This is a genomic window from Terriglobales bacterium, from assembly GCA_035573675.1.
Taxonomy (GTDB): domain Bacteria; phylum Acidobacteriota; class Terriglobia; order Terriglobales; family Acidobacteriaceae; genus DATMAB01.
The window spans coordinates 1-21,307 of the sequence record DATMAB010000011.1 but is presented as its reverse complement, the minus strand read 5'-3'; the positions used below and the strand labels follow the sequence as shown (position 1 = coordinate 21,307).

Here is a 21,307-nt window from a genome sequence, read left to right as displayed (position 1 = left end):
CAGCGGAAAGCTTCAGAGGACAAACGCGAACCATGTCCAACCGCTCCACATACCTGATTGCAACCCTCGCCGTCCTTTGTCTGCTGGCGTATGCCGCCGCTCTGCCCATGCCCCAAGGCAAGGGACAAGCCAAAGGCCAGTCGCAGAAGCCCGGCCAGCAGGAAAAGGGCAAGCCGGAGGAAGGCAAGGGAAAAGAGGGCACCGAGAGCAAGGAAGAAGAGCCGCTCTTCAAGGGAAAGCTCGGCCTCAAGTCCTCCAGCCAGACCAAGGACCAGGCCACCCTGGGCTTCAACGGCATCGATCCCAACGGGCAGGTGAACAAAGAGATGATGGCGGCCGCTCCCAGCGGGGAAGACGTCCGCAAGGCCAAGCAGCTCTCCACTTACTCGGTCGATACCGGTGAGCTCGACTACTTCCGCGAAGAAGGCCAGCTCAAGCCTCCGCCCGGCAAGCAGGGTCGGAACCGCCCGCGCGGCGAGGAGGTCATCGCATCGCGGCAGGACGCCGCCACACAAGAGGAGAAGAGGCCATGACGCGCCGGCTCAACCGCGCATTCTGCGTACTGCTCCTGCTGAACGCCTGCCTGCCCGCGCTCGCGCAATTTCCGCGCATTCCGAGCGGCGTCACTAAGGCCACGGAGAGGGCCAGGAAGGCGCAGGACATCAATCAACCCTGGACCATGGAACAGGAGATCGCCTTCGGCGAAGCCACCGCCGCCAAAGTCATCAACGTCTTCGGGCTCTACGAGAACGAGGAAATGGTGAAGTACGTCAACCTGGTGGGCAACACCGTGGCGCGTAACGCGCCCCGCCGCATGACCTACCACTTTGCCGTCCTCGATCGCGACATCCTCAGCGCCTTCGCCCTGCCCGGCGGCTTCGTCTTCATCACCCGCGGCGCCCTGGCCAACATGAAAAGCGAAGCCGAGCTCGCCGGAGTCCTCGCCCACGAAGTCGCGCACGTCGACGGCCGCCATCTCGAAAAGCAGATTCGCGCCAAGAAGACTACGCAGTGGCTCACGCAGGAAGGTACCGCGTTCATCCCCGGTCCTTCCGAGCTGCGCCAGCTCGCGCAGGAGATGTTCACCGAAGTGGTCACCACGCGCTACTCGCAGGACAAGGAAGACGAAGCCGACCGCAAGGGTACGCAGCTCGCCGCCTTGGCCGGCTACCGTCCAAGCGGTCTGCGGGATTTCCTGGTGGTGCTGGCCGCCGCACAGCAGAACCCGGCCAACCAGCAGCGCCTCGGTCTCTGGGGTGGCTCCACCCATCCGCCCTTCGCTGAACGCATCGCGCGCCTGGAGAGGATCCTGCCCGAATTCGGCGACACCGGCCAGACGCTCGAAGAGCGCTTCACGGCCAACGTCAACTTCGGAGGAACGACGCCACCGGGTGGAAACTAAGACGTCTTGACTCAGCCAGCGCGACTCCCGATACCACGTTCTCTTTTCTTTTCTGCAGCGGCGCCACCAGATCCTCCACGCTGCTTGCGAATTCCGACCACACACGCGCCATTTCCGCAGCCCGCTTTCTGCCCAAGGGGGTAAGCCGGTAATACTTCCGCGGGTGTCCCGCTTCGGCCTCCACCCATTCGGAATCGAGCAGTCCTTCCGCCTTAAGCCGGCTGAGCAGGGGATACACGGTGCCTTCGGCCACCACCAGGCCCGAACCGTTTTCCAGACGCCTTAGAATCTCCAAACCGTAAAGCTTGCCGCCCCACAGACTGGCCAGGATGGCCAGTTCCAGGCACCCCTTGCGCAGTTGCACCTCCCACTTCCCGGTTGCATCGGTCCGGGCACGCTCGGCAGCCGCCATGGAGATACTATGTAATACGATGTATATGGTTGTCCAGTGTTACATGTGCCACAAGGATTGGTGGACGGTGCCCCCACGTTCGCGCCCCGCTTCTGGGCGCGTACGTGGGTACACGTCCTCGAGAGGCGCCCTTGCGGCTCCCGTTGTCGCCGCCGGGTAGGTGACGCGTTTGCCCATTCCCGCGCGTCCCTTTACAATCACTGTTTTCGCGCAGGCCGCCGCGTGCCGTCTGTGCGCGCGTTCCACCGATCGCATCCATGAAAATCCACGAGTACCAGGGCAAGGCGATCCTCGCGAAGCACGGCGTGGCCGTGCCACGCGGCGAGGTCGCCGTCACCCAGGATGAAGCCTTCGTCGCCGCCAAGAACCTGATGGCAACCGGCGCCGAGGCGGTCGTGGTCAAGGCGCAGATCCACGCCGGCGGCCGCGGCAAGGGCGGCGGCGTCAAGGTGGCCCGTTCTCCGGAAGAAGCCGCGGAGGTCGCGGGCCGCATCCTCGGCATGCGGCTCATCACGCATCAGACCGGGCCCGAGGGCCGCATCGTCAAGCGTCTGCTCATCGAAGAGACCTTGCCCATCGAACGCGAACTCTATCTTGGCATTGTGATTGACCGCGCGGCGGCGCGGCCCGTGTTCATGGCTTCCGCTTCCGGCGGCATGGAGATCGAGCAGGTGGCGGCGGAGAATCCCGCGGCGATTCTCAAAGAGCACATCGACACCGGCATGGGATTGCAGCCGTTCCAGGCGCGGCGACTCGCTTTCGGCCTCGGGCTCAAGCCGGAGCAGCTCCATGACGCCGTGCGCTTCCTCACCGGCTTGTGGCGCGCCTTCGAGGCCACCGACGCTTCGCTGGCGGAGATCAATCCGTTCGTGGTCACGAAAGACGGCCGCCTCCTCGCGCTCGACGCCAAGTTCAACTTCGACGACAACGCCCTGTTCCGCCACAAGGACCTGAAGGAACTGCGCGACACCGACGAGGAAGACCCGCTCGAAGTCGAAGCCTCGAAGTACGGCCTGAACTACATCAAGCTCGACGGCAACGTCGGCTGCATGGTGAACGGCGCAGGCCTCGCCATGGCCACCATGGACATCATCAAGTACGCCGGCGGCGCTCCCGCCAATTTCCTCGACGTGGGCGGCGGCGCCAACGCCGAGCAGGTCACCCACGCCTTCGAGATCCTGCTGAGCGACAAGAACGTGCGCGCCGTGCTCATCAATATTTTCGGCGGCATCCTGCGCGTGGATACCCTGGCCACCGGCGTCGTCGAAGCCGCCAAGAAAACCAGGATTGCGCTGCCGGTAGTGCTGCGCCTCGAAGGCACCAACGTCGAAGAAGGCCGCAAGATCCTGCAGCAGTCCGGCCTGAACTTCATCGTCGCCGAAACCATGAAAGATGCCGCGGAGAAAGTCGTTGCGGCCGCACGAGCGTAGGGTATGGATTTTTCGGAGAGCGGAAAGCGGATAGCAGAGAGCGCATGAGCATTCTCGTCGACAAGTCGACGCGCCTGATCGTGCAGGGCCTCACCGGCCGCGAAGGCACGTTCCACGCCAAGGCCTGCGCCGCCTACGGCACGCAGGTGGTCGGCGGCGTGACGCCCGGCAAGGGCGGCACCACGCACGAGGGCTGGCCGGTGTTCAACACCGTGGCCGAGGCGGTGGAGAAGACCGGGGCGAACGTCAGCGTCATCTTCGTGCCGCCCCCGTTCGCTGCCGATGCCATCATGGAAGCGGCCGACGCCGGCCTGCCGCTCATCGTCTGCATCACCGAGGGCATCCCCACGCTCGACATGGTGCGCGCCTGGGACTTCCTCAAGACGCGGCGCTCACGGCTCATCGGGCCCAACTGCCCCGGCATCATCTCGCCCGGCAAATGCAAGATCGGCATCATGCCGGGACACATCCACCGCGAAGGCTCGGTCGGCATCGTGTCGCGCTCCGGCACGCTGACCTATGAGGCCGTGCATCAGCTCACGCTGCGCGGCATCGGGCAGTCCACCGCCATCGGCATCGGCGGCGATCCCATCATCGGCACCAACTTCGTGGACGCCCTACGCCTGTTCAACGAAGACCCGCAGACGGAGGCCATGGTGATGATCGGCGAGATCGGCGGCAACGCCGAGGAGCAGGCCGCCGAGTTCATCCGCCGGGAAGTGAAGAAGCCGGTGGTGTCGTTCGTCGCCGGGCAGACGGCGCCGCCCGGCCGCCGCATGGGGCACGCCGGCGCCATCATCTCCGGCGGCCACGGCACGGCGGCGGAGAAGATGAAGGCGCTGGAGGCGGCGGGCATCCGCGTGGCCCGCTCCCCCGCCGACATCGGCCAGGCGGTGGCGGAAGCGGTGGGCGCCGGGGCGCGCCGCTAGTTGCACATTGTTCCACGTAGAACATTTTCTATATCTTTTAGATTTAGCCTCGTGACTTCAAGGAGTTAGCGACCGCATGAAGACGCTGGAACGCACGCTTTCCATCATCAAGCCCGACGCCGTAGGGAAAAACGCGGTGGGCGACATTCTGGGCACGCTCGAGGCCCGGGGCTTCCGCATCATCGGCATGAAGATGATTGAAATCACCAAGGAGCAGGCCGAGGGCTTCTACGCGGTGCACGCGGGCAAGCCCTTCTACGATTCGCTGACCCGGTTCATGTCCAGCGGGCCCATCGTGGTGCTGGCGCTGGAGAAGGAGAACGCCATCGCCGACCTGCGCGAGATCATGGGCGCTACCAACCCGGCCCACGCCAAGGAAGGCACCATCCGCAAGAAATGGGCGGCGAACATCGAGCACAACGCCATCCACGGCTCCGACGCCGAGGACACGGCCCGCTTCGAGCTGAGCTACTTCTTCGCGGGATACGAGCTGGCGCGATAGTTCTTTCGCCGCGGATCAACGCGGACGGACGCGGATCATTCGAGAGGTAAGTCACCATGCCGCACGTTGAGATCACTTTCCTGAAGGGCCGCACGCTCGAGCAAAAGCGCAAGTTAGTGGCGCGCGTGACCGATGCGCTGGTGGAAGAGGCGGGCGCGGCGCGCGAGGCGGTGTCGGTGGCGATCGTCGAAGTGGAGAAGGAAGATTTTGCGCGTGGTGGCGTGCTGATCGCGGACCGCAAGTAGATTCATAACAAAGCTCGCCACCCTTCGGCTTCACTCAGGGCAGGCTTCAGGCACGAAGGGCGCACCAAGGAGCGTCTAGAGCGGCGAATAGAGGTTGGCTTCCGTGCGGTCGGCGAGCTTGGGCAGTTCGCCGCGGGCAATCTCGAGAAAATGCCGGGTGGTGCGATGGGCCTCGAGTGCGGCGTCGTCCTTATATTGTTCGTAGACCAGGAAGCGGGCGGGGTCATCGCGGTGGCGCTGCGCGACATAGAGCAGGCAGCCGGGTTCCTTGCGTGACTCTTCCTGCAGGGCGCGGAACAGCCGCGCGACCTCTTCCTCTTTGCCGGGTTTGGCGGTCCAGGCGACGACCAGGATGACCATGGGTTCCTATGCGCGCCGGGCGGTCTTCGGCGCGCCGCCGGGCGTTTCCAGGAAGCCTTCAGCGAAGATGGTCTGCTCGCGCTCGGGGCCGGTGGAGACCATGCCGAGGCGCGCCCCGCTTTCTTTCTCCAGGAATTCCAGGTAGGCGCGGGCCTGAGCCGGGAGCTTTTCCATACTGCGCGCACCCGAGGTCGGCTTCTGCCATCCGGGAAGCGTTTTGTACACGCACTCGATCTTTTCGAAGCCCGCGGCTTGGGAAGGCACTTCCGCGGTCTTCTTGCCATTGATCTTGTAGCCGACGCACACGGGGATCTCCGCCAGGTCGTCCAGCACATCGAGCTTGGTGACGACCAGCGATTCGATTCCGTTGATCATGACGGCGTAGCGCAGCAGCGGCAGGTCGATCCAGCCGCAGCGGCGGGGACGGCCGGTGACGGCGCCGTATTCGTTGCCGCGGCTGCGCAGACGGTCGCCGGCCTCGCCCGCGAGTTCGGTAGGAAAGGGGCCGCCGCCCACGCGCGTGCAGTAGGCCTTGGTCACGCCGATGACGGTGGAGATGGCGGTGGGCGCGACCCCGGTGCCGATGACCGCGCCGCCCGAGGTGGCGCTCGACGAAGTGACGAACGGATAGGTGCCGTGGTCGATATCGAGCATGGTGCCTTGCGCGCCCTCGAAGAGCACGGCCTTGCCGTCGCGGATGGCGGTGTTCAGCAGCATGGTGGTATCGGCGACGAAGGGCGCGATCTGCTGCGCGGCGGCGGCGTACTCGGCATACATCTTGTCGGGATCGAGCGGCTCGGAGTTGAAGAGCGCATGCGCGATCATGTTCTTTTCCTGGCATGCGTTCTCGATGTGCGTCTTGAGCAGGGCGGAGTCGAGCAGGTCGGCGACGCGCAGGCCGCGACGGCCCGCCTTGTCCTCATACGACGGCCCGATGCCGCGCGAGGTGGTGCCGATCTTCACGCGCCCGGGAGCGTTCTCCGAAGCCAGCTCCATCATGCGGTGGTAGGGCAGGATGACGTGCGCGCGGCTGGAGACGAACAGGTTGCCGTCCACCTGGACGCCGGCCTCGCGCAGCGCGGCCACTTCGCGCAGAAACGCGATGGGATCGAGCACCACGCCGTTGCCGATGACGCCCTTGCAGCCGGGCCGCAGTATGCCGCAGGGCACCAGTTGCAGGATGAACTTCCTGCCGCGGATGAGGACGGTGTGGCCAGCATTGTGGCCTCCGGCGTAACGGGCCACGACGTCGAAGCGCTCGGAGAGCACGTCGACGATCTTGCCTTTACCCTCATCGCCCCACTGGGCGCCGACGATGACCGCGGTTCTTCCTCTGCTCATAACGCGAGTTGCCAGTCGGAATCCGCACACATCTTGCCCGTCAGGTCGAGCGGAATCTTGGGATGCAAGGGGAAAGACGGGAACGTCGTGTGCCGAGGAATGATAAACCATGGGCCTGTGAGCGGCCAAGAGAATCCGAGGGATTTTCGGATTGTCGAATTTACGAATTGAAAGCGCCCAGTGAACGTGGGCCTGGTGGGACGATTCCCAGCGGCTTACGTTCGCGCGGGCAAGGTGCCCGCGCGGACAGCCGGCGAGCCGCCGGCGCTACGTAGGGCGAGCACATGAGAGAATCGATGACTGACGCGTGAGCGGCGAGTGGCGAGTTGTGCGTACTGGCAACCAGCAACTGACCACTGGCCACTGACAACTGACCACTGTTCTTCCATGCCTGAGCTTCCGGAAGTCGAGACCATTGCGCGCGGGCTGGCGCAGCGCGTGACCGGCGACGCCATCGAATCGGTGTGGCTCGGCGAAAAGCCGGAACCGTTGAAATCACCGGCCCGGCGGATTGTGGAGACGTTGCGCGACGCGCGCATCGCGGGCGTGCGGCGGGTGGGGAAGCACATTGTCTTCGAGCTACGCCGGCAGGAAACCAGCCCTCAGTCGTCAGCCCTCGGTCGCAAGCAAGGGCAACGTCAAAGGCGAGAGCAAGAGCCAAGGCAAAGGGAAACGTCGCATAAGCAGTTCATCGTGCATCTGGGGATGACCGGCAAGCTGCTGGTGGTGCCGGCGGAGGCCGAAGTGGAGCGGCACACGCACGCCATCGTGCGGCTGGTCTCGGGGCGCGAGTTGCGCTTCGTAGATCCGCGGCGGTTCGGGCGGCTGGCGGTGGCGGAACGCTTCGACGGGACGGGCGTCGAGCCGCTGGACATCGGCTTCGAGCTGTTCGCCGGACTGTTCCGCGGGCGGCGCACGCCCATCAAGAACGCGCTCCTGAATCAGAAACTGCTGCGGGGCGTGGGCAACATCTACGCCGACGAGTCGCTGTTCCGCGCCGGGCTGCGCCCGCGGAGGCGGGCGGCGCGGCTCACGCGCGACGACCTGCGGCGGCTGTACGAGGCGCTGCAGCAGGTGCTGAACGAGGCCATTGCAGCCGGGGGCTCGTCCATCTCCGACTACGTGGACTCGGAGGGCGATCCCGGTTCGTTCCAGTTCGAGCACCGCGTCTACGGGCGTGAGGGCGAACCGTGCTTCGTGTGCACGACGCCGATCAAGCGGGTGGTGCTGGCGGGGAGAAGCGCGCATTATTGCCCGGAATGCCAGAGGTGATTGTCGGATTTACGAATTGTCGCATTGTCGAATCGATAAGACCGTTCCCGCCAATCGAGGAATTACTTTTCAGGCCTTAAAGAGGTGTTGGAGAACTGGTATGCCGCCCCTACGAGGCTCGTTCATCTTCCACTCTCTCCCCAGCACTTCTGTGCTGGGCTAACGAATGCCGCCCTTGCGGGCTGGAAAATGACAGCTTTGGGCCACCTCGAAAGCCCGAAGGTTTTCTCACGCACGCTCTTGAGGCGATGGTCAATTCGGCAATTCGGCAATTCCGCAATTCCACAATTCTCTCCCGTCATCGTGGTAGTCTCCTTCGTCACATGTCTTCCTTCGCCATCGGCGTGGATTTGGGCGGGACGAACCTGCGCATTGCCGCGGTGTCCGAAGACGGCCGTGTGCTGGAGAAGATGGCGACCGGCACGGAGGTGGCGCGCGGTCGCGATTCGGTGCTCGACGAGATGTGCGGCGCCATCAGCCGGCTGACGGCGGAGGTCGGCAGCGGGAAGAGGCTGGTTGGGATCGGCATCGGGGTGCCTGGCATCATCGATCTGGAGACCGGCATGTTGTACGAGTCGCCGAATCTGCCGGGCTGGCACGACTACCCGGTGCGCGACGAGATCGAACGGCGCCTGACGACGCGCGTGGTGCTGGAGAACGACGCCAACTGCGCCGCGCTGGGTGAAGCCTGGATGGGCGCCGCCCGCGGCTTCCCCGACATGTGCATGATCACGCTGGGCACCGGCGTAGGCGGCGGGATCGTGCTGGGCGGTCGCATCTGGCACGGCATGACGGGCATGGCCGGCGAACTGGGCCACATCACGGTGGTGCCGGACGGTGTCCCCTGCGGTTGCGGCAACCGCGGCTGCATCGAGCAGTATGCCTCGGCCAGCGCCGTGGAGCGCATGGCACGGGAAGTGCTCGGAGAGGCGCGCGGCAAAACCGGGAAGGCGCAGCGGACCGCCCGGGCGGTGTTCGAGCAGGCACAGCACGGAGACAAGCAGGCACAGGGGATTTTCGACACCGTAGGCCGCATGCTGGGCGTGCTGATCGGGGACCTGGTGAACGCGCTCAACCTGCCCATGTACGTGATCGGCGGCGGCGTGGCGGGCGCATGGGAAGCTTTCTCGCCCGCGATGTTCGAGGAAGTGAAGAAGCGTTCATTCGTGTATGCGGCAACGGCGCCGGAGGGCGGGAAAACGCGGCGGCGGACCGAGATCCGCCGGGCGGAGTTGGGGAGCGACGCCGGATTGATCGGAGCGGCGCGTTTGCCGATGCTTCCGGCGGAATACGAGCAGCATATGCAGGGGAGGTAAACCCGTTCAACGCAGAGACCGGGGAGGGATGCTTCGCCTGTGCCGTGCCTACGGCACTCGGGTGCTGGGTTGCCTCTTACCCGGCACTTACGTGCTGGGCTATCGAGTTGCCGTCGCTTCGCGACTGGAGCCGGGGAAGCTCGCAATTTCAGTGCCAGGAACAAGAGGGAAGGTCCCTTGGGCCCGCTCGGTCCGCGTCGCTCCCGCGCGGGCCCTGGGGATGACAATTCATTGGGGGCCGCCCCATGGCGCGGCTGAAGCCGCGCCCTTTCAAAGCAGGATGCAACAGAGCCAGACGGCTTCTAGAAGCTAGAAGCTGTAATTTTCCTCCGCGTTCTCTGCGATCCCGGCGGTGAGAACTACCGAACCGGCGCGCGCTCCATCACCTTCTTGAGCGCGGAAACGAACTTTTCATTCATCTCCGGGGTGCCGATGGTGACGCGCAAGGCGGTGGGCGCGCCCCAAACCGTGAGCGGGCGCACGATGACGCCTTCCGCCTGCAGGCGGCGGGCGAGCGCGGCAGCGTCTTCGCCGGGATCGAAGTAGATGAAGTTGGCGGTGGTGGGGACGAAGCGGATGCCGAGCTCGCGGAACTTCTGGCCGAGCCAGGCGGCGCCGCTGGCGTTCATCTCCAGGGAGCGACGGATGTGGGCTTCATCGTCCAGCGCGGCCAGCGCGCCGGCTTCGGCCACCGCGGAAACAGAAAACGCAGTGCGCAGGCGGGAGAGGTATTCGATGAGGCGGGGCGGACCAAAGCCGTAACCGACACGAGCGCCGGCCAGGCCGTGGGCCTTGGAGAAGGTGCGCAGCACCATCAGGTTGCGTCCGCCACGCACGTAGTCCAGCGAGTGCGAATATTCGATGCCGCGCGAGCGCGCGTAATCCGTGGCGTAGTCACAGTAGGCTTCGTCGAGGATCACCAGGACGTCGTCAGGCACGCGCGCCAGGAAAGCGTCGGTGGCGGCGGCATCGAACAGCGTGCCCGTGGGATTGTTGGGATTGGCCAGGAAGATGAGGCGCGTGTCGCGGGTGATGGCGCGGGCGATGGCCTCGAGGTCGAAGGCATGGTCGCGCATGGGCACCTGGATCAGCGTGCCGCCGGCGGCGCGCACCGCAATGGGATAGACGATGAAGGAGCGCTCGCTGGTGACGGCGTTGCGTCCGGGCGCGAGCAGGGCGCGCGCCAGCAGGTCAATGAGGGCGGTGGAGCCATCCGCAACGATGACCTGCTCGACGGCCACATCATGGCGCAGGGCCAGGCGGAAGCGAAGCTCGGAGGCGTCGTTATCCGGGTAGTAGTTCACTTCCGCCAGCGCGCGGCGCATCGCTTCTACGGCGCGCGGCGAAGGGCCCAGCGGGTTTTCGTTGGACGACAGCTTGATGCAGGCCACGCCGCTTTCGCGTTCCGCCTGCCGGATGGGCTTGCCGGGGATGTATTGCGCCAGGGCGCGGATGTGCTCGGGGAGAAAGTCTTCGATGGAGGCCATGGGCTCAGTCTTTTGTATCACGAGCGCGGGGCGCTTGGAACCGGCCGGAGGCGGCGGCGCGCAGGCGGGCGACCTCAGCGGGCGTGAGCGGACGCACCGCTCCCGGGGGGACATCCAGCTCGAGCGGGCCGTATTTGACGCGGCGGATCTTCTCCACGTGATGGCCGATGGCCTCGAACATGCGGCGGATCTGCCGGTTGCGTCCTTCGATGAGCGTGACCTCGAACCAGGGATTGGGCGCGTCATGCAGCAGCTTGATGCGCGCCGGCGCGGTGGTGACCGCAGGCAGCCTGCGGCCGGAGCGCACCGGGTCGTGCGCGCCTCCTATGCGCACACCGGAGCGCAGGCGGGCGAGGGCTTCCTCGCCGGGCTTCTTGCTGACCTTGACCAGATAGGTCTTGGGGACGTGGGAAGCCGTCCGCGTCAGGAGGTTGGCGAGTTCACCGTCGTTGGTGAGGAGCAGCAGGCCTTCGCTCGAGTAGTCGAGGCGGCCGACGGGGAAGACGCGCACGCCGGCGCCGCGCACCAGGTCGAGCACCGTGGGACGGCCCTCGGGGTCGCTGGCCGTAGTGACGTAGCCCCGCGGTTTGTTCAGCAACAGATAGACGTGGCGCTGGGCGGCACGCAGCAGCTTGCCATTCACACGGATGTGGTCACGTTCCGGGTCGGCCCTAGCGCCCAGTTCGGTCACGACCTTTCCGTTCACCTGCACGCGGCCCTGCGTGATCAGTTCCTCAGCCTTGCGGCGTGAAGCTACGCCGGCGGCGGCGATGATTTTCTGCAGGCGGATAGCGGGCATCGAGGTTGGTTTTACCACACCGGATGAGGTCACGCAGGAAAGCAAACCTAGATCCTTCGCTCGGGTTTCCTGCGCTGGCGAGTTCGCGCGGGATCCCTCCGTCGCTCAGGATGACGGCCCTCCTTGTCCTTGTAATGTGAGCTCTTTATGAATCTGGCGTGGTGGTGCTTTCGGCGGGCGCTTCCTCCGCATCGGGGACGCCGGTGGCGTCGGCGACGGCGGAGGGAGTAGCGAACAAATCCGCCTGCACGGCCTGGCCGGTGACTTCTTCGAACTCCTTGAGGCTGGGGAGTTCGCTCACGTCCTGGAGGCCGAAGCGCAACAGGAACTCCTTGGTGGTGCGATAGAGGATAGGGCGGCCGACCACCGCCTTCCGCCCAGCGGTGGTGATGAGCTTGCGGTCGAGCAGCGTGGCAATGACGCCGGAAGAGTCCACGCCGCGGATCTCGTTGATCTCGGGTACGGTGACGGGTTGCTTGTAGGCGATGACGGAAAGTGTTTCGAGCGCCGGTAGCGAGAGGCGCACCGGCGGCTTCAGGTTCTTGACGAAGGCGCGCACCACGTCATGGTGCTCAGGCCGGGTGGACATCTTGTAGCCGCCCGCGACCTGGCGGATCTCCATGCCGCGATCGGCGGCGGCGTACTCGGCCATCAACTCCTCGACCGCGCGGCGGATCTCGGCGCGGAGAGCGGCCGCGTCCGGCGCGGCGCGGGCGGTCGGCTGGTCCTTGAGCACGGCGACCATCTGGTCCAGGGTCACCGGTTCTTCGGCGGCGTAAATGATGGCTTCGATTTCGGATTTCAGGCTCAATCGGTTCTCCCTGCCGAAAACCCAGGTCCTTCGCTCCGGTTTCCCGCGCTGGTGAATGCGCGCGGGAGCCCTCCTGCGCTCAGGATGACGGCAGTTTGGTTTTCCTTACCATGCATGCTTTCCAAATCCGTGTTCCTCCGCGTTGATCCGCGGCACGCTCTTTACCTCCAATCGTCGCGCACGGCGGCGCCGTCGCTGAGCACGGTGTCGAACATCTCGTGCTTCTTCACGTAGATCTCGCCGAAAGTGCGGTCCTGGCGCAGCAGGATGGCCTGCAGGCGGACCAGTTCCAAGAGCGCCAGGAACGCGCAGACCAGAGCCTTGCGCGAGCGCAGCGGCTGCAGCAGGCTGGTAAGGCGCAGGGCGCGGTCTTCGAGCAGCAGGCGGCGGCGCAGGTAGTCGATCATCTGCGAGACCGTGACCGCGTCCTCGTCCACTTCCAGCACGGGGCGATTGCGGGCGCGTTCGAGGATGGTCTGAAACGTGCGCACCAGGTCCACGACGTCGGCGGCCAGTTCCGGCTCCGTGCCCTCGGCTTCCTCGAAGTCCTTCTGCGCCGGGTTCGACCAGGTGGCGCTTTCGATCTGCTGCTTCTGCAGAAGCATCTGCGCCGCGGTCTTGAACTTTTCATGCTCGAGCAGGCGATAGACCAGCTCGGCGCGCGGGTCTTCCTGCTCCTCCGGGGGCGCGTTGGGATCGCGCGGCAGCAGCATCCGCGACTTGATGTGGATGAGCATGGCCGCCATGTAGATGAACTCCGCAGCCACGTTCACGTCGAGCTGCTTCATCTGCTCGACGTAGGCGAGATACTGCGCGGTGATCTGCGCGATGGGGATGTCATAGATGTTGATGTCCTGCTTGCGGATGAGGTCGAGCAGCAGGTCGAGCGGGCCGTCGTACACCTGCCCGATGGTCACCGCGAACGGGAAATCGCTGGCTTCGGCGGGCGGGCGGGGCGTGGATTCGGGCGGCTCGGGCATCCGGTTCATTGTAGGGTGATTCGTGGCCGGCGTGCCGGCATTATTTGCCCGCTGTCTTGCCGGAATCCGGAGGTTCGTACTCCGGCGACATGCCCATGGCGGCGCGCACCTGCTGCATGGTGGCCTCGGCGGCGCGCGCGGCGCGGGTGGAACCTTCCTCCAGGATGTCCCAGGCGAGGCGCGGCTTTTCTTCGTATTTGCGGCGGCGCTCCTGCATGGGCGCCAGCACCTGCACGAGCGCGTCCGCGGCCCACGCCTTGCACTCGATGCAGCCGATGCCCGCGGAGCGGCAGCCTTCGTAGACCTTGGCCAGGGTCTCCTGCGAGCTGAACAGCTTGTGCAGATCGCCCACCGGGCAGACGTCGGGATTGCCGGGATCGCTGCGGCGCACCCGCGCCGGATCGGTGACCATGGTCTTGAGCTTGGCGCGCAGCGAATCTTCCGGCTCAGTCATCAGGATGACGTTGTCGTAGGACTTCGACATCTTGCGGCCGTCGGTGCCGGGCAGCTTGGGTGAGGGCGTGAACAGCGTCTGGGGCTCGGGGAACGACCAGCCGCGCTTGCCGCCGTAGAAAGCGTTGAAGCGGCGCGCGACCTCGCGCGTGAGCTCGATGTGCGGCGCCTGGTCTTCGCCCACGGGCACGTAGTCGGCCTGGTAGATGAGGATGTCGGCGGACTGCAGCAGCGGGTAGCCGAGGAAGCCGTAGGTCGAGAGGTCCTTGTCGCGGATGTTCTCCCGCTGCTCCTTGTAGGTCGGGACGCGCTCCAGCCAGCCCAGCGGGGTAATCATGGAGAACAGCAGGTGCAGCTCGGCGTGCTGCGGCACGTGCGACTGGATGAACATGGTGCACTGCTTGGGATCGAGGCCGGCGGCCAGCCAGTCCAGCAGCACCTCCACCGAATTGCGCTTCACCTGGGAGGTATCGGCGTAGTCGGTCGTGAGCGCATGCCAGTCGGCCACGAAAAAGAAGCAGTCGTAATCCTTCTGCAGGCGGACCCAGTTATCCAGCGCGCCCACAAAGTTGCCCAGGTGCAGCTTGCCGGTGGGACGCATGCCGCTGAGCACGCGGGGACGCTTGCGGTTCTTGTTGGCCGGTGTCATACGAGCAGGAGCAGGAGCGCGTCAAAGAAGCGCAGCACGGGTCGCAACAGCGTGAACACGATCCTTCCGCCGACCAGGAACAGCAGCACCAGGCCGACCCAGCCGAGGGCGTCGTAGATCTGGCGCAGCGAATCGGGCAGGAGGTGGCGGAGCACGTGGCTGCCATCCAGCGGCGGGATGGGGATGAGGTTGAACACCGCCAGCAGCAGGTTGATCAGCATCGCCTGGTAGAGCAGCACGACGACCGGCACCCACAGCGACGTCTGCGCCACTGAAATGGGGAAGTCGCCGGCCAGTCCGCGCACCAGGTTGCGGCCGTCGGCGGAAAGGAACCCGATGCCGGCCATCATGGTCACCGCGCCGGCGGCCACCAGGACATTGCTGATGGGGCCGGCGACCGAGGTGAGGATGTCATCCCGCACCTCGTTCTTGAAGTTGAGCGGGTTCACGGGCGTAGGCTTGGCCCAGCCGATGACGGGCAGGCCGGTCAGCAGGGCGATTCCGGGGAGAATCACCGTACCCACCGGGTCGATATGTTTCAACGGGTTGAGGGTCACGCGTCCCAGCATGTAGGCGGTCGGATCACCGCACTTCCAGGCCGTGAAGGCATGCGCCGACTCATGAAAGCTGATGGCGAACAGGAACACGATGATCTGGAAGACGATGCCGACTTGCTCAAGATTCATGATGGCCAAGTGAGGATACCACGCAGCCTGGGGATGAGCGGACGGCCCGACGGACCGATCCTCACGTCTTGCCCGCCGCTTTGCGCACCTCCTCAGGGGCGATGGACTTCACCTTGATGGTCTTGGCGGGGATGCCGGCGGTGACGTGGTACGGATCGACATCCTTGGCGGCGACCCCGAGCGAGCCCACGATGCCGTGCTCGCCCACGCGCACGCCGCTCAGGACGGTGGCGTGGTAGGTGATGCGGGCGCGCGGTCCGATCTCGGTGCGGTGGTTGGTGACGATCATGCCGTCATTCAGGTCATGGGCGTGCGAATACACGTTGGCGTAGTCGGAGATGGAGCATCCCTGATGAATGACGATCTCGCCGCGGTCGTCGAGCAGCACGTACTTGTGGATGGTGCAGTTGTCCTCCACGGTGAGGTTATAGCCGAACGAGACCTCGACGCCGTGGAAGATCTTCACGTTCTTGCCGCAGTGCTTGAAGACGTGGCGCGCCAGCATGGCGCGCACGCGGAAGCCCAGCCAGTGGTTCAGGCCCACGGGGGAGCGGTCGAACATCATCCAGAACCAGATGAGCGGCTTGCGCTCGGCGTACCTGGCCGCGTCCACGTCGCCGTAGTACTCCGGCTCCAGCGTGGCGTTGCGCGGATCGAACGAATGCACCAGGGCCTGCTGGGCCAGCGGCGCTCCGGGGTCCGGCGGCTCGTAGGGCCGGCCCAGGTAAAGCTGGTGCAGCGCGTCGCGGACAACCTGGCTGCGATGCTGGTGGTCCCGGTTGATGAACTCGGCGTCCAGCCGCTCGATCCACTCGAGGAAGAGCTTCTCGGCATCCGGCGTGGGATGGAGGTCGCGGTACTCGAAGCGAGGCATGGCGTTTCTCCCAAAACCTCAAGAATAACAAAGTGCGGGAGGGCGCCGGATTGGGTTGCCTTAGCTGGGAAGGCACAGGCGACAGGCGATAAGCAGGCTACTGGAGGCGGGGCCGAAGTCCAAACCCGCTAGGGCAGCACAGCAGCCCGGGTGGCGGGCACGGGCAGCGGAGCCACGCGCGGCGCGGCCAGCGTGCCGGTGACCGCGAAGCCGTGGGCCTCGTCCCGGACGAGCCGCAGGTCGAGCTGGCGCGCCAATGACGCCGTGCCGGTCACCGTGTAGGTACCGCCGGCGGTTTCGAGCTGGGCTTCGGGGAACGTGAGAATGCCGTCGCGTAATGCCAGCTTTCCTGTGAATCGCCGCAGCCGCATGGGAGCCGGGGAGGCGGGCAGAAGCAGCCGCGCCATCGCGCCGTCACGCCAGTCGAACTCCACTTCTCCGGACGCGGATTGCACCAGCGCGGGCGCGGCGCTGCCGGCCGTGGTCAGCTCGTAACGGGCCGAGACGTGCCCGGTCGCCCAGGGGTCGTGCATCAGGCGGCCTACCTGCTCGAGTGCGATTCCGGTGAGTCGGCCCGCCGCCGAGTAGAGCGGCTGGGGTCCGGTGAAGTCGGCGTGCCAGACGCCCTCGTGGCGCCCGCCCAGCAGTTCGCCACGCAGTTCCTCGAGCTCGAGCCGGCCCCCGGCCAGGCGAGCGGTCACGCTCACGCGTTGCGCAGCCACCGACTTGATCAGCACGCGGCCCGCCGTGATGCGGCCCTGGGCACTCAGATCGGAAAAGACGCTCGGTTCTTCCCGCTGTCCGCCGAACTGGAACCAGCGCCTCTGATGGACCTGCGGGTTCAACAGGCGGTTCAATTCGTCGAAAGCGATGTCGGGAGCGTGGAGCGTGAAGCGCACCGGGCAGCCGGGTTCACAGTTGCGGCTGCGGCTGGCTTCGCCGGTCAGGCTCAGACGCGCCGCTGGGACGGAAAGCGCGAGATGCCGCAGTTCCACCGTCTCAGGCGAGAGCCGCAGGTCGGCCGCAGACACTTCCACGGGTTCAGCGATCCCGCTCAGCCGCAGGGTGACGCGGCGCACCTGCGCCGTTCCCGTCACCGTGGCAGGTGCGAACTCCGCCCACGGCCCGGCGGCTGCCAGGTCCACGCGCGCCGATCCGCTGGCATCGAGCAGGGGGGCCTCCACCCCGAAGGCACGGGCCACGCGTGTGAGCCGCGTAATGTCGGCCATGCCCCGCACACTCACCCGGTATCCGGACGCGGAGAAGAATCCTGCCACCTCGACCGGCGCTCCCCCGCCGAGATTCATGAGCAGCGGCTGCAGGCTGAGCCGCGGTTCGGAAACAATGTCGGTGCGCGCAGCCCGCGTGCGGAGGGTGGGTTTCGGCGGCGCCGGGTTCTCCACCAGGAAACGCACATCCGGAACGGAGAGTTCGGGGTCGAGCAGCGCGGAGCGCACCCGCAGTCCGGCTATGGAGCCCCCGCCGGCCCACGACGGCAGGCCGGATTCCTCCGAAGAGCGCAGGGTGAAAGCGGCGTTCAGTTCGCCGGCGGCCGCGAAATCACCCGGCAAGTCGCGTTTGGCGCGGCGCAGGACCTGCGCCAGGGAAGCGGCGGGCACTCCGCGGGCGGCGAGACTCAGGTCGTAGCGGCGCTCACCGAAGAGCCCGCCCACCATGCCGCGCACGGCGATGTCGCCCTCTCCCACCGGGGCCAGGCAGTCCACGTCGCTGAGCGTATCGGAAGCGCCGCGGTATGCGGCCGAACAGCGCACACGCCCGCGCAGCCCCTCGCCGGCTACGATGTCATAGCGGCGGAAGTCGCGCAGTTCGGCTTCCGCGCCCAGGCGCAGATGGTTGGGCGTTCCGGCGAAAGAGGCGCGCGCGTCGAGGGCGCCGCGCCAGCCGCGGTCCCGCCCCCAGATGAGTGCCGAGAGCTGGCCCAGTTGCGCTTTTTCCAGCCGGACGGAAAGACGCAGCGGACGCTCACCCGGCGCAGCGGCGCGTCCTAACGTGCCCGCAATGCGAAGCTCGCCGGTGTCGCCCAGGTTCATATCGGTGCGCACCGGGCGCGCCTCCAAGCGCATGCCCCACTCCTTTTCGGATTCCAGCCACAGGGCGAAGTCGGCGTCGGCCAGGGCCAGCGCTTTTTTTTCCTGTCCGAGCTTGAAGTTGATGCGGCCGTTCTCCGCCTCGATGTAGGGGAAGCGCGGCCGGCTCTCGGGCCTAGGCAGCGCCGTGGGCGCCGAAGGGGTTTCGGCGGCGCGCGCCATCAGCGCTTCCAGGTTCCAGCGGCCCTCGGGCGAACGCACCAGGTTGAGGCTGGGCGAATCCAGGCTGAGCTGGGCGATTTCCAGGCGCCCGCGCCAGAGCGAGGTCAGGCGCAGCGCGGCCGTGACCTCATCAGCGCGCAGCATGGGCTCCGCGCTGAACGCCGGGTCGTCGCCGATCACCAGATTGCGCAGGTCGAAGCCCGGGCGCGGCAGCAGGTGCAGGCGGATCTCATCCACCCGGACGGAGCGGCCCAGCGCCGCTTCCATCGCCGCCACCAGCCGTCCCTTGAAGCGGTTGGCGTTGACGTAGGGGGGCAGCAGCAATGCGGCCAGGGCTGTCGCGGCCAGGCCGAGCGCCAGCCGCCGTCGCTTGCTTTGGCCGGGCATCAGCGCACCACGTGGAAAGTCCGCCGCCAGCGCGTCTGGTCGAAGAAATGGATGACGACGTGGAACAGGTAGCGCAGACGCTCGCCGGGAGCCGTCTTCAGGTACTGGCCGGGCGGCGTCTCAAAGGACCAATAGATGATCATGGGCCGGCCGATGACGTGCTCGCGCGGCACAAAGCCCCAGAAGCGGCTGTCGTAGCTGGCGTCCCGGTTGTCGCCCATCATGAAATAGTGGTCCTCGGGCACCACCAGTTCGCCGCCGTCGATGTGCGAAGGCATCTCCAGGTACCACTCCGGCGTGGTGGCGCCGCTGGGCATGGAGACCGACGGAAAGTCGTCCCGGTAAGGACGATAATCGCCGTGGCGGACGACGTACGGCTCATCCTGCCGGACACCGTTCAAGTAGACCACGCCGTTCTGCAGGCGGATGCGGTCGCCCGGCAGGCCGATCACGCGCTTCACCACGTAGAGCCCGGATTCAGCCGGCGACAGGAACACCACGATGTCACGGCGCCGCAGCTCCCGGTAGGGCAACAACGGTCCCACCCACCGGGTGGGCGGCGCGTACGCCAGCCGGTCCACAAACACGTGGTCGCCGATGAGCAAAGTTTCCTCCATGGAGCTGGAAGGTATCTCGAAGGCCTGGAAAATAAAGGTGATGATGAACAGGCCGGTGACCAGCACGACCGCCATCGAACCGGCGAACTCCATGGGGGTTTCGCCCCGCTTTTCTTCCTTCTGCTTCTTGCTCAATGTGCCTGTATTCTCCGCCCGCTGCAGGAGTGCTCGCCGCCCCTAACGAACGATGCGGAAGGTCCGTTCCCAGCGGGTGTTCTGGAAGAGGTGAGCGAGCCCGTACGCAAGACGAGACAGTGTACCATCGGGCACCGCGGCCAGTTCCTGGCCGTTGTCGTTCACCGACCAGTAGATGAGAAGGGGGCGGCCCACGATGTTCTCCCGCGGCACGAATCCCCAGTAGCGGCTGTCCAGGCTCTCGTCCCGATTGTCGCCCAGCACGAAGTACTTGCCCGGAGGCACCACGATGCCGCCGTTGCGGATCCGCCCGCGCATCTCCTGGAACCAGCCGGCATCGATGCTGGAGGTGAAGAAGTCCGTGGCCGGGAAGTTGTCGCGGAAGCTGTCGCGCCCGCGCAGCTTGTGCAGCACGTAGTCCTCGGGCACCGGCTGGCCGTTCACCAGCAGCCGCTTGTTGTGCAGCCGCACCTCGTCGCCGGGCACGGCGACCACCCGCTTGACAAAGTGCTCCGTCGGCCGCACCGGATAGCGGAACACGATGATGTCGCCGCGCTTCACCGGCCGGTACGGAAGGATGTTTCCCCACAGACCGCCCTGGGCGAAATGCACCTTGTCCACCAGCAGGTAGTCTCCGATCAGCAGCGTGTTTTCCATGGACTCGGAAGGGATCTGGAAGGCCTGCACTAGGAAGGTGATGATGAAGATGGCGATCACCACCGTCTCGGCCAGCGACTGCACCGAACCCGGCCATCCGCTGGCCCTGGATTCTTCGTGAGTGTGCGGTTGCTCGCTCATCGGGAACTCGTGCCCGCGCGCCGGGTTGGGCTGGCTTGTGCCGCTGCGGCCAGGTGCTCCAGCGCCAGGCGGGCGGCGCGCTGTTCCGCCGTCTTCTTGCTCGGTCCTTCCGCCTGGAAGGCGGTTGCCGCGCCGCGCCCGCCGGATTGGATGCGGACCTCCACCGTGAAGACTTTGCGATGGTCGGGTCCGGTTTCCTCCACCAGCACGTAGCGAGGGTGCGGCCGACCCTGGGCCTGCAGGAACTCCTGCAGAGCGGACTTGTGATCCGTGGGCGGCAGGCCAGCCCCGGTTTCGCGCTCCAGGCGCGCCAGGGCCGGCAACACGACCCGCTGCACCACGAACTCTTCGGCCTTGGCCAGGCCGGCATCCAGGTACATCGCCGCCAGCACCGCTTCCAGGGCGTCGGCCAGGAGGGCGGCTTTGTGGCGCCCGCCGCTCTTCTCCTCGCCTCGCCCCAGCCGCAAGTAGCGGCCCAAATCCAGGTCGTTGGCTACGTGGACCAGTTGCTGGGCGCTCACCATGTGAGCGCGCATCTTGGAGAGCTCTCCCTCATGGAAGCCAGGAAAGCGCCGGTACAGCTCCTGGGTGGTCAGAAAACCGAGAACCGCATCGCCCAGGAATTCCAGTTGCTCATTGTCGGGCGCGCCCATGGAAGGAGCGCGCGACTCCGCCTCGTGCGCGTAGGAGGCGTGGGTGAGCGCCTGCTCCAGCAGTTCGCGGCGCCGGAAGCGATGCCCCAGCGCCGACTCCAGCGCCGTGATTTCCCCTGCTTTCATGGCCAACCCGGGTCGGCCGTTGCCCTTACTTCGTGCCGATCAATTGCGTCAGCCGCGCTTGTTCCTGCTTGGCCATCTCGTGCACCTGGCCGCCGCCCTGCGCTTGGGCGATCTCCACCGCGCGGCTGGCCGCCTTCAGGCCCTCGGCGTACTTCTTCTGACGGTCGAGAGCGAGCGCCAGCCGCAGCCAGGTGAGCGCGTCGGGGTTGGCCTGGTTGACCTCGGTCGCCTTGCGGAAGTGCTGCTCGGCGGCGGCATCGTTCTTGCGGATGGTCTCGGCCACGCCCATCGCCTCATGAGCCACGCCCAGCAGAACGCCTTTCATCATCTGGTACTGTTCCTCGGTGGCGTTCGGCGCAAGCACCAGGCCGGT

The 21,307-nt window shown here is 66.0% G+C and carries 23 protein-coding genes; 8 read left to right on the top strand and 15 right to left on the bottom strand.

Annotated features, from left to right (window positions below):
* Positions 1-32 precede the first annotated feature (32 nt).
* Complete coding sequence (locus VNK82_03735; protein ID HXE90056.1) at positions 33-533, top strand: hypothetical protein; 501 nt, start codon at positions 33-35, stop codon at positions 531-533.
* On the top strand, positions 530-1,402 hold the full coding sequence (locus tag VNK82_03730; protein HXE90055.1) for a M48 family metalloprotease: 873 nt from the start codon (positions 530-532) through the stop codon (positions 1,400-1,402). Before VNK82_03735 ends, VNK82_03730 begins: the two co-directional genes overlap by 4 nt.
* Here the strand turns inward: VNK82_03730 and VNK82_03725 are convergent.
* Complete coding sequence (locus VNK82_03725; GenBank protein ID HXE90054.1) at positions 1,365-1,814, bottom strand: PadR family transcriptional regulator; 450 nt, start codon at positions 1,812-1,814, stop codon at positions 1,365-1,367. The two genes, VNK82_03730 and VNK82_03725, sit on opposite strands and share 38 nt — an antisense overlap.
* Before the next feature lie 257 nt (positions 1,815-2,071).
* On the opposite strand from VNK82_03725, the gene sucC reads away from it, so the two are divergent.
* The 4 genes from sucC to VNK82_03705 all read left to right on the top strand — a co-directional run bounded on the left by sucC (position 2,072) and on the right by VNK82_03705 (position 4,920).
* Positions 2,072-3,244, top strand: coding sequence for an ADP-forming succinate--CoA ligase subunit beta (gene sucC, locus VNK82_03720; GenBank protein ID HXE90053.1), 1,173 nt, complete (start codon positions 2,072-2,074; stop codon positions 3,242-3,244).
* 44 nt (positions 3,245-3,288) lie between these two features.
* On the top strand, positions 3,289-4,173 hold the full coding sequence (sucD, locus tag VNK82_03715) for a succinate--CoA ligase subunit alpha (GenBank protein ID HXE90052.1): 885 nt from the start codon (positions 3,289-3,291) through the stop codon (positions 4,171-4,173).
* Between the two features lie 76 nt (positions 4,174-4,249).
* Positions 4,250-4,675, top strand: coding sequence for a nucleoside-diphosphate kinase (ndk, locus tag VNK82_03710; protein ID HXE90051.1), 426 nt, complete (start codon positions 4,250-4,252; stop codon positions 4,673-4,675).
* A gap of 56 nt (positions 4,676-4,731) precedes the next feature.
* Positions 4,732-4,920 carry a 2-hydroxymuconate tautomerase gene (locus tag VNK82_03705; GenBank protein ID HXE90050.1) on the top strand — a complete coding sequence of 63 codons (189 nt, stop codon included), beginning with the start codon at positions 4,732-4,734 and terminating at the stop codon, positions 4,918-4,920.
* A gap of 75 nt (positions 4,921-4,995) precedes the next feature.
* On the opposite strand, the gene VNK82_03700 is transcribed toward VNK82_03705, so the two are convergent.
* Positions 4,996-5,280 carry a putative quinol monooxygenase gene (locus tag VNK82_03700; protein ID HXE90049.1) on the bottom strand — a complete coding sequence of 95 codons (285 nt, stop codon included), beginning with the start codon at positions 5,278-5,280 and terminating at the stop codon, positions 4,996-4,998.
* Between the two features lie 6 nt (positions 5,281-5,286).
* The gene (locus tag VNK82_03695; protein ID HXE90048.1) at positions 5,287-6,621 is read right to left on the bottom strand and encodes an adenylosuccinate synthase; all 1,335 of its coding nucleotides are present in this window, start codon (positions 6,619-6,621) and stop codon (positions 5,287-5,289) included.
* 387 nt (positions 6,622-7,008) lie between these two features.
* Between VNK82_03695 and mutM the strand changes: the two genes are divergently transcribed.
* Together mutM and VNK82_03685 are read left to right on the top strand one after the other, a co-directional pair.
* Positions 7,009-7,893, top strand: a complete 885-nt coding sequence (gene mutM, locus VNK82_03690; GenBank protein HXE90047.1) for a bifunctional DNA-formamidopyrimidine glycosylase/DNA-(apurinic or apyrimidinic site) lyase — start codon at positions 7,009-7,011, stop codon at positions 7,891-7,893.
* A 323-nt stretch (positions 7,894-8,216) separates the two neighbouring features.
* Positions 8,217-9,209 (top strand): ROK family protein, encoded by a 993-nt coding sequence (locus VNK82_03685; GenBank protein HXE90046.1) that lies wholly within the window; start codon positions 8,217-8,219, stop codon positions 9,207-9,209.
* 359 nt (positions 9,210-9,568) lie between these two features.
* Here the strand turns inward: VNK82_03685 and hisC are convergent, their stop codons facing one another.
* The 12 genes from hisC to VNK82_03625 form a co-directional block, all read right to left on the bottom strand.
* The gene (hisC, locus tag VNK82_03680; GenBank protein ID HXE90045.1) at positions 9,569-10,696 is read right to left on the bottom strand and encodes a histidinol-phosphate transaminase; all 1,128 of its coding nucleotides are present in this window, start codon (positions 10,694-10,696) and stop codon (positions 9,569-9,571) included.
* A 4-nt stretch (positions 10,697-10,700) separates the two neighbouring features.
* Complete coding sequence (locus VNK82_03675; protein ID HXE90044.1) at positions 10,701-11,495, bottom strand: pseudouridine synthase; 795 nt, start codon at positions 11,493-11,495, stop codon at positions 10,701-10,703.
* Between the two features lie 145 nt (positions 11,496-11,640).
* Positions 11,641-12,306 (bottom strand): SMC-Scp complex subunit ScpB, encoded by a 666-nt coding sequence (gene scpB, locus VNK82_03670; GenBank protein ID HXE90043.1) that lies wholly within the window; start codon positions 12,304-12,306, stop codon positions 11,641-11,643.
* A 161-nt stretch (positions 12,307-12,467) separates the two neighbouring features.
* Positions 12,468-13,286: a segregation/condensation protein A gene (locus tag VNK82_03665; GenBank protein HXE90042.1), complete on the bottom strand. Its 819-nt coding sequence runs from the start codon at positions 13,284-13,286 to the stop codon at positions 12,468-12,470.
* A gap of 40 nt (positions 13,287-13,326) precedes the next feature.
* On the bottom strand, positions 13,327-14,388 hold the full coding sequence (gene trpS, locus VNK82_03660) for a tryptophan--tRNA ligase (protein ID HXE90041.1): 1,062 nt from the start codon (positions 14,386-14,388) through the stop codon (positions 13,327-13,329).
* The gene (locus tag VNK82_03655) at positions 14,385-15,074 is read right to left on the bottom strand and encodes a site-2 protease family protein (protein HXE90040.1); all 690 of its coding nucleotides are present in this window, start codon (positions 15,072-15,074) and stop codon (positions 14,385-14,387) included. The genes trpS and VNK82_03655 overlap by 4 nt, the downstream gene beginning before the upstream one ends.
* Before the next feature lie 61 nt (positions 15,075-15,135).
* Positions 15,136-15,948 carry an acyltransferase gene (locus tag VNK82_03650; protein ID HXE90039.1) on the bottom strand — a complete coding sequence of 271 codons (813 nt, stop codon included), beginning with the start codon at positions 15,946-15,948 and terminating at the stop codon, positions 15,136-15,138.
* A gap of 128 nt (positions 15,949-16,076) precedes the next feature.
* Positions 16,077-18,605 (bottom strand): AsmA family protein, encoded by a 2,529-nt coding sequence (locus VNK82_03645; protein ID HXE90038.1) that lies wholly within the window; start codon positions 18,603-18,605, stop codon positions 16,077-16,079.
* On the bottom strand, positions 18,605-19,357 hold the full coding sequence (lepB, locus tag VNK82_03640; GenBank protein HXE90037.1) for a signal peptidase I: 753 nt from the start codon (positions 19,355-19,357) through the stop codon (positions 18,605-18,607). The genes VNK82_03645 and lepB (VNK82_03640) overlap by 1 nt, the downstream gene beginning before the upstream one ends.
* A gap of 42 nt (positions 19,358-19,399) precedes the next feature.
* Positions 19,400-20,155, bottom strand: coding sequence for a signal peptidase I (gene lepB / locus VNK82_03635; GenBank protein HXE90036.1), 756 nt, complete (start codon positions 20,153-20,155; stop codon positions 19,400-19,402).
* The gene (rnc, locus tag VNK82_03630) at positions 20,152-20,934 is read right to left on the bottom strand and encodes a ribonuclease III (GenBank protein HXE90035.1); all 783 of its coding nucleotides are present in this window, start codon (positions 20,932-20,934) and stop codon (positions 20,152-20,154) included. The genes lepB (VNK82_03635) and rnc overlap by 4 nt, the downstream gene beginning before the upstream one ends.
* A 25-nt stretch (positions 20,935-20,959) precedes the next feature.
* Positions 20,960-21,307: hypothetical protein (locus tag VNK82_03625; protein ID HXE90034.1), on the bottom strand; the 348-nt coding region annotated here is incomplete at its 5' end.

What these genes read in the sequence shown, in the direction of transcription:
- VNK82_03735 (HXE90056.1), top strand. Translation starts at nt 33, where the DNA reads ATGTCCAACCGCTCCACATACCTGATTGCAACCCTCGCCGTCCTTTGT.
- VNK82_03730 (HXE90055.1), top strand. Translation starts at nt 530, where the DNA reads ATGACGCGCCGGCTCAACCGCGCATTCTGCGTACTGCTCCTGCTGAAC.
- VNK82_03725 (HXE90054.1), bottom strand. Translation starts at nt 1,814, where the DNA reads ATGGCGGCTGCCGAGCGTGCCCGGACCGATGCAACCGGGAAGTGGGAG.
- sucC (HXE90053.1), top strand. Translation starts at nt 2,072, where the DNA reads ATGAAAATCCACGAGTACCAGGGCAAGGCGATCCTCGCGAAGCACGGC.
- sucD (HXE90052.1), top strand. Translation starts at nt 3,289, where the DNA reads ATGAGCATTCTCGTCGACAAGTCGACGCGCCTGATCGTGCAGGGCCTC.
- ndk (HXE90051.1), top strand. Translation starts at nt 4,250, where the DNA reads ATGAAGACGCTGGAACGCACGCTTTCCATCATCAAGCCCGACGCCGTA.
- VNK82_03705 (HXE90050.1), top strand. Translation starts at nt 4,732, where the DNA reads ATGCCGCACGTTGAGATCACTTTCCTGAAGGGCCGCACGCTCGAGCAA.
- VNK82_03700 (HXE90049.1), bottom strand. Translation starts at nt 5,280, where the DNA reads ATGGTCATCCTGGTCGTCGCCTGGACCGCCAAACCCGGCAAAGAGGAA.
- VNK82_03695 (HXE90048.1), bottom strand. Translation starts at nt 6,621, where the DNA reads ATGAGCAGAGGAAGAACCGCGGTCATCGTCGGCGCCCAGTGGGGCGAT.
- mutM (HXE90047.1), top strand. Translation starts at nt 7,009, where the DNA reads ATGCCTGAGCTTCCGGAAGTCGAGACCATTGCGCGCGGGCTGGCGCAG.
- VNK82_03685 (HXE90046.1), top strand. Translation starts at nt 8,217, where the DNA reads ATGTCTTCCTTCGCCATCGGCGTGGATTTGGGCGGGACGAACCTGCGC.
- hisC (HXE90045.1), bottom strand. Translation starts at nt 10,696, where the DNA reads ATGGCCTCCATCGAAGACTTTCTCCCCGAGCACATCCGCGCCCTGGCG.
- VNK82_03675 (HXE90044.1), bottom strand. Translation starts at nt 11,495, where the DNA reads ATGCCCGCTATCCGCCTGCAGAAAATCATCGCCGCCGCCGGCGTAGCT.
- VNK82_03665 (HXE90042.1), bottom strand. Translation starts at nt 13,286, where the DNA reads ATGCCCGAGCCGCCCGAATCCACGCCCCGCCCGCCCGCCGAAGCCAGC.
- trpS (HXE90041.1), bottom strand. Translation starts at nt 14,388, where the DNA reads ATGACACCGGCCAACAAGAACCGCAAGCGTCCCCGCGTGCTCAGCGGC.
- VNK82_03655 (HXE90040.1), bottom strand. Translation starts at nt 15,074, where the DNA reads ATGAATCTTGAGCAAGTCGGCATCGTCTTCCAGATCATCGTGTTCCTG.
- VNK82_03650 (HXE90039.1), bottom strand. Translation starts at nt 15,948, where the DNA reads ATGCCTCGCTTCGAGTACCGCGACCTCCATCCCACGCCGGATGCCGAG.
- VNK82_03645 (HXE90038.1), bottom strand. Translation starts at nt 18,605, where the DNA reads ATGCCCGGCCAAAGCAAGCGACGGCGGCTGGCGCTCGGCCTGGCCGCG.
- lepB (HXE90036.1), bottom strand. Translation starts at nt 20,155, where the DNA reads ATGAGCGAGCAACCGCACACTCACGAAGAATCCAGGGCCAGCGGATGG.
- rnc (HXE90035.1), bottom strand. Translation starts at nt 20,934, where the DNA reads ATGAAAGCAGGGGAAATCACGGCGCTGGAGTCGGCGCTGGGGCATCGC.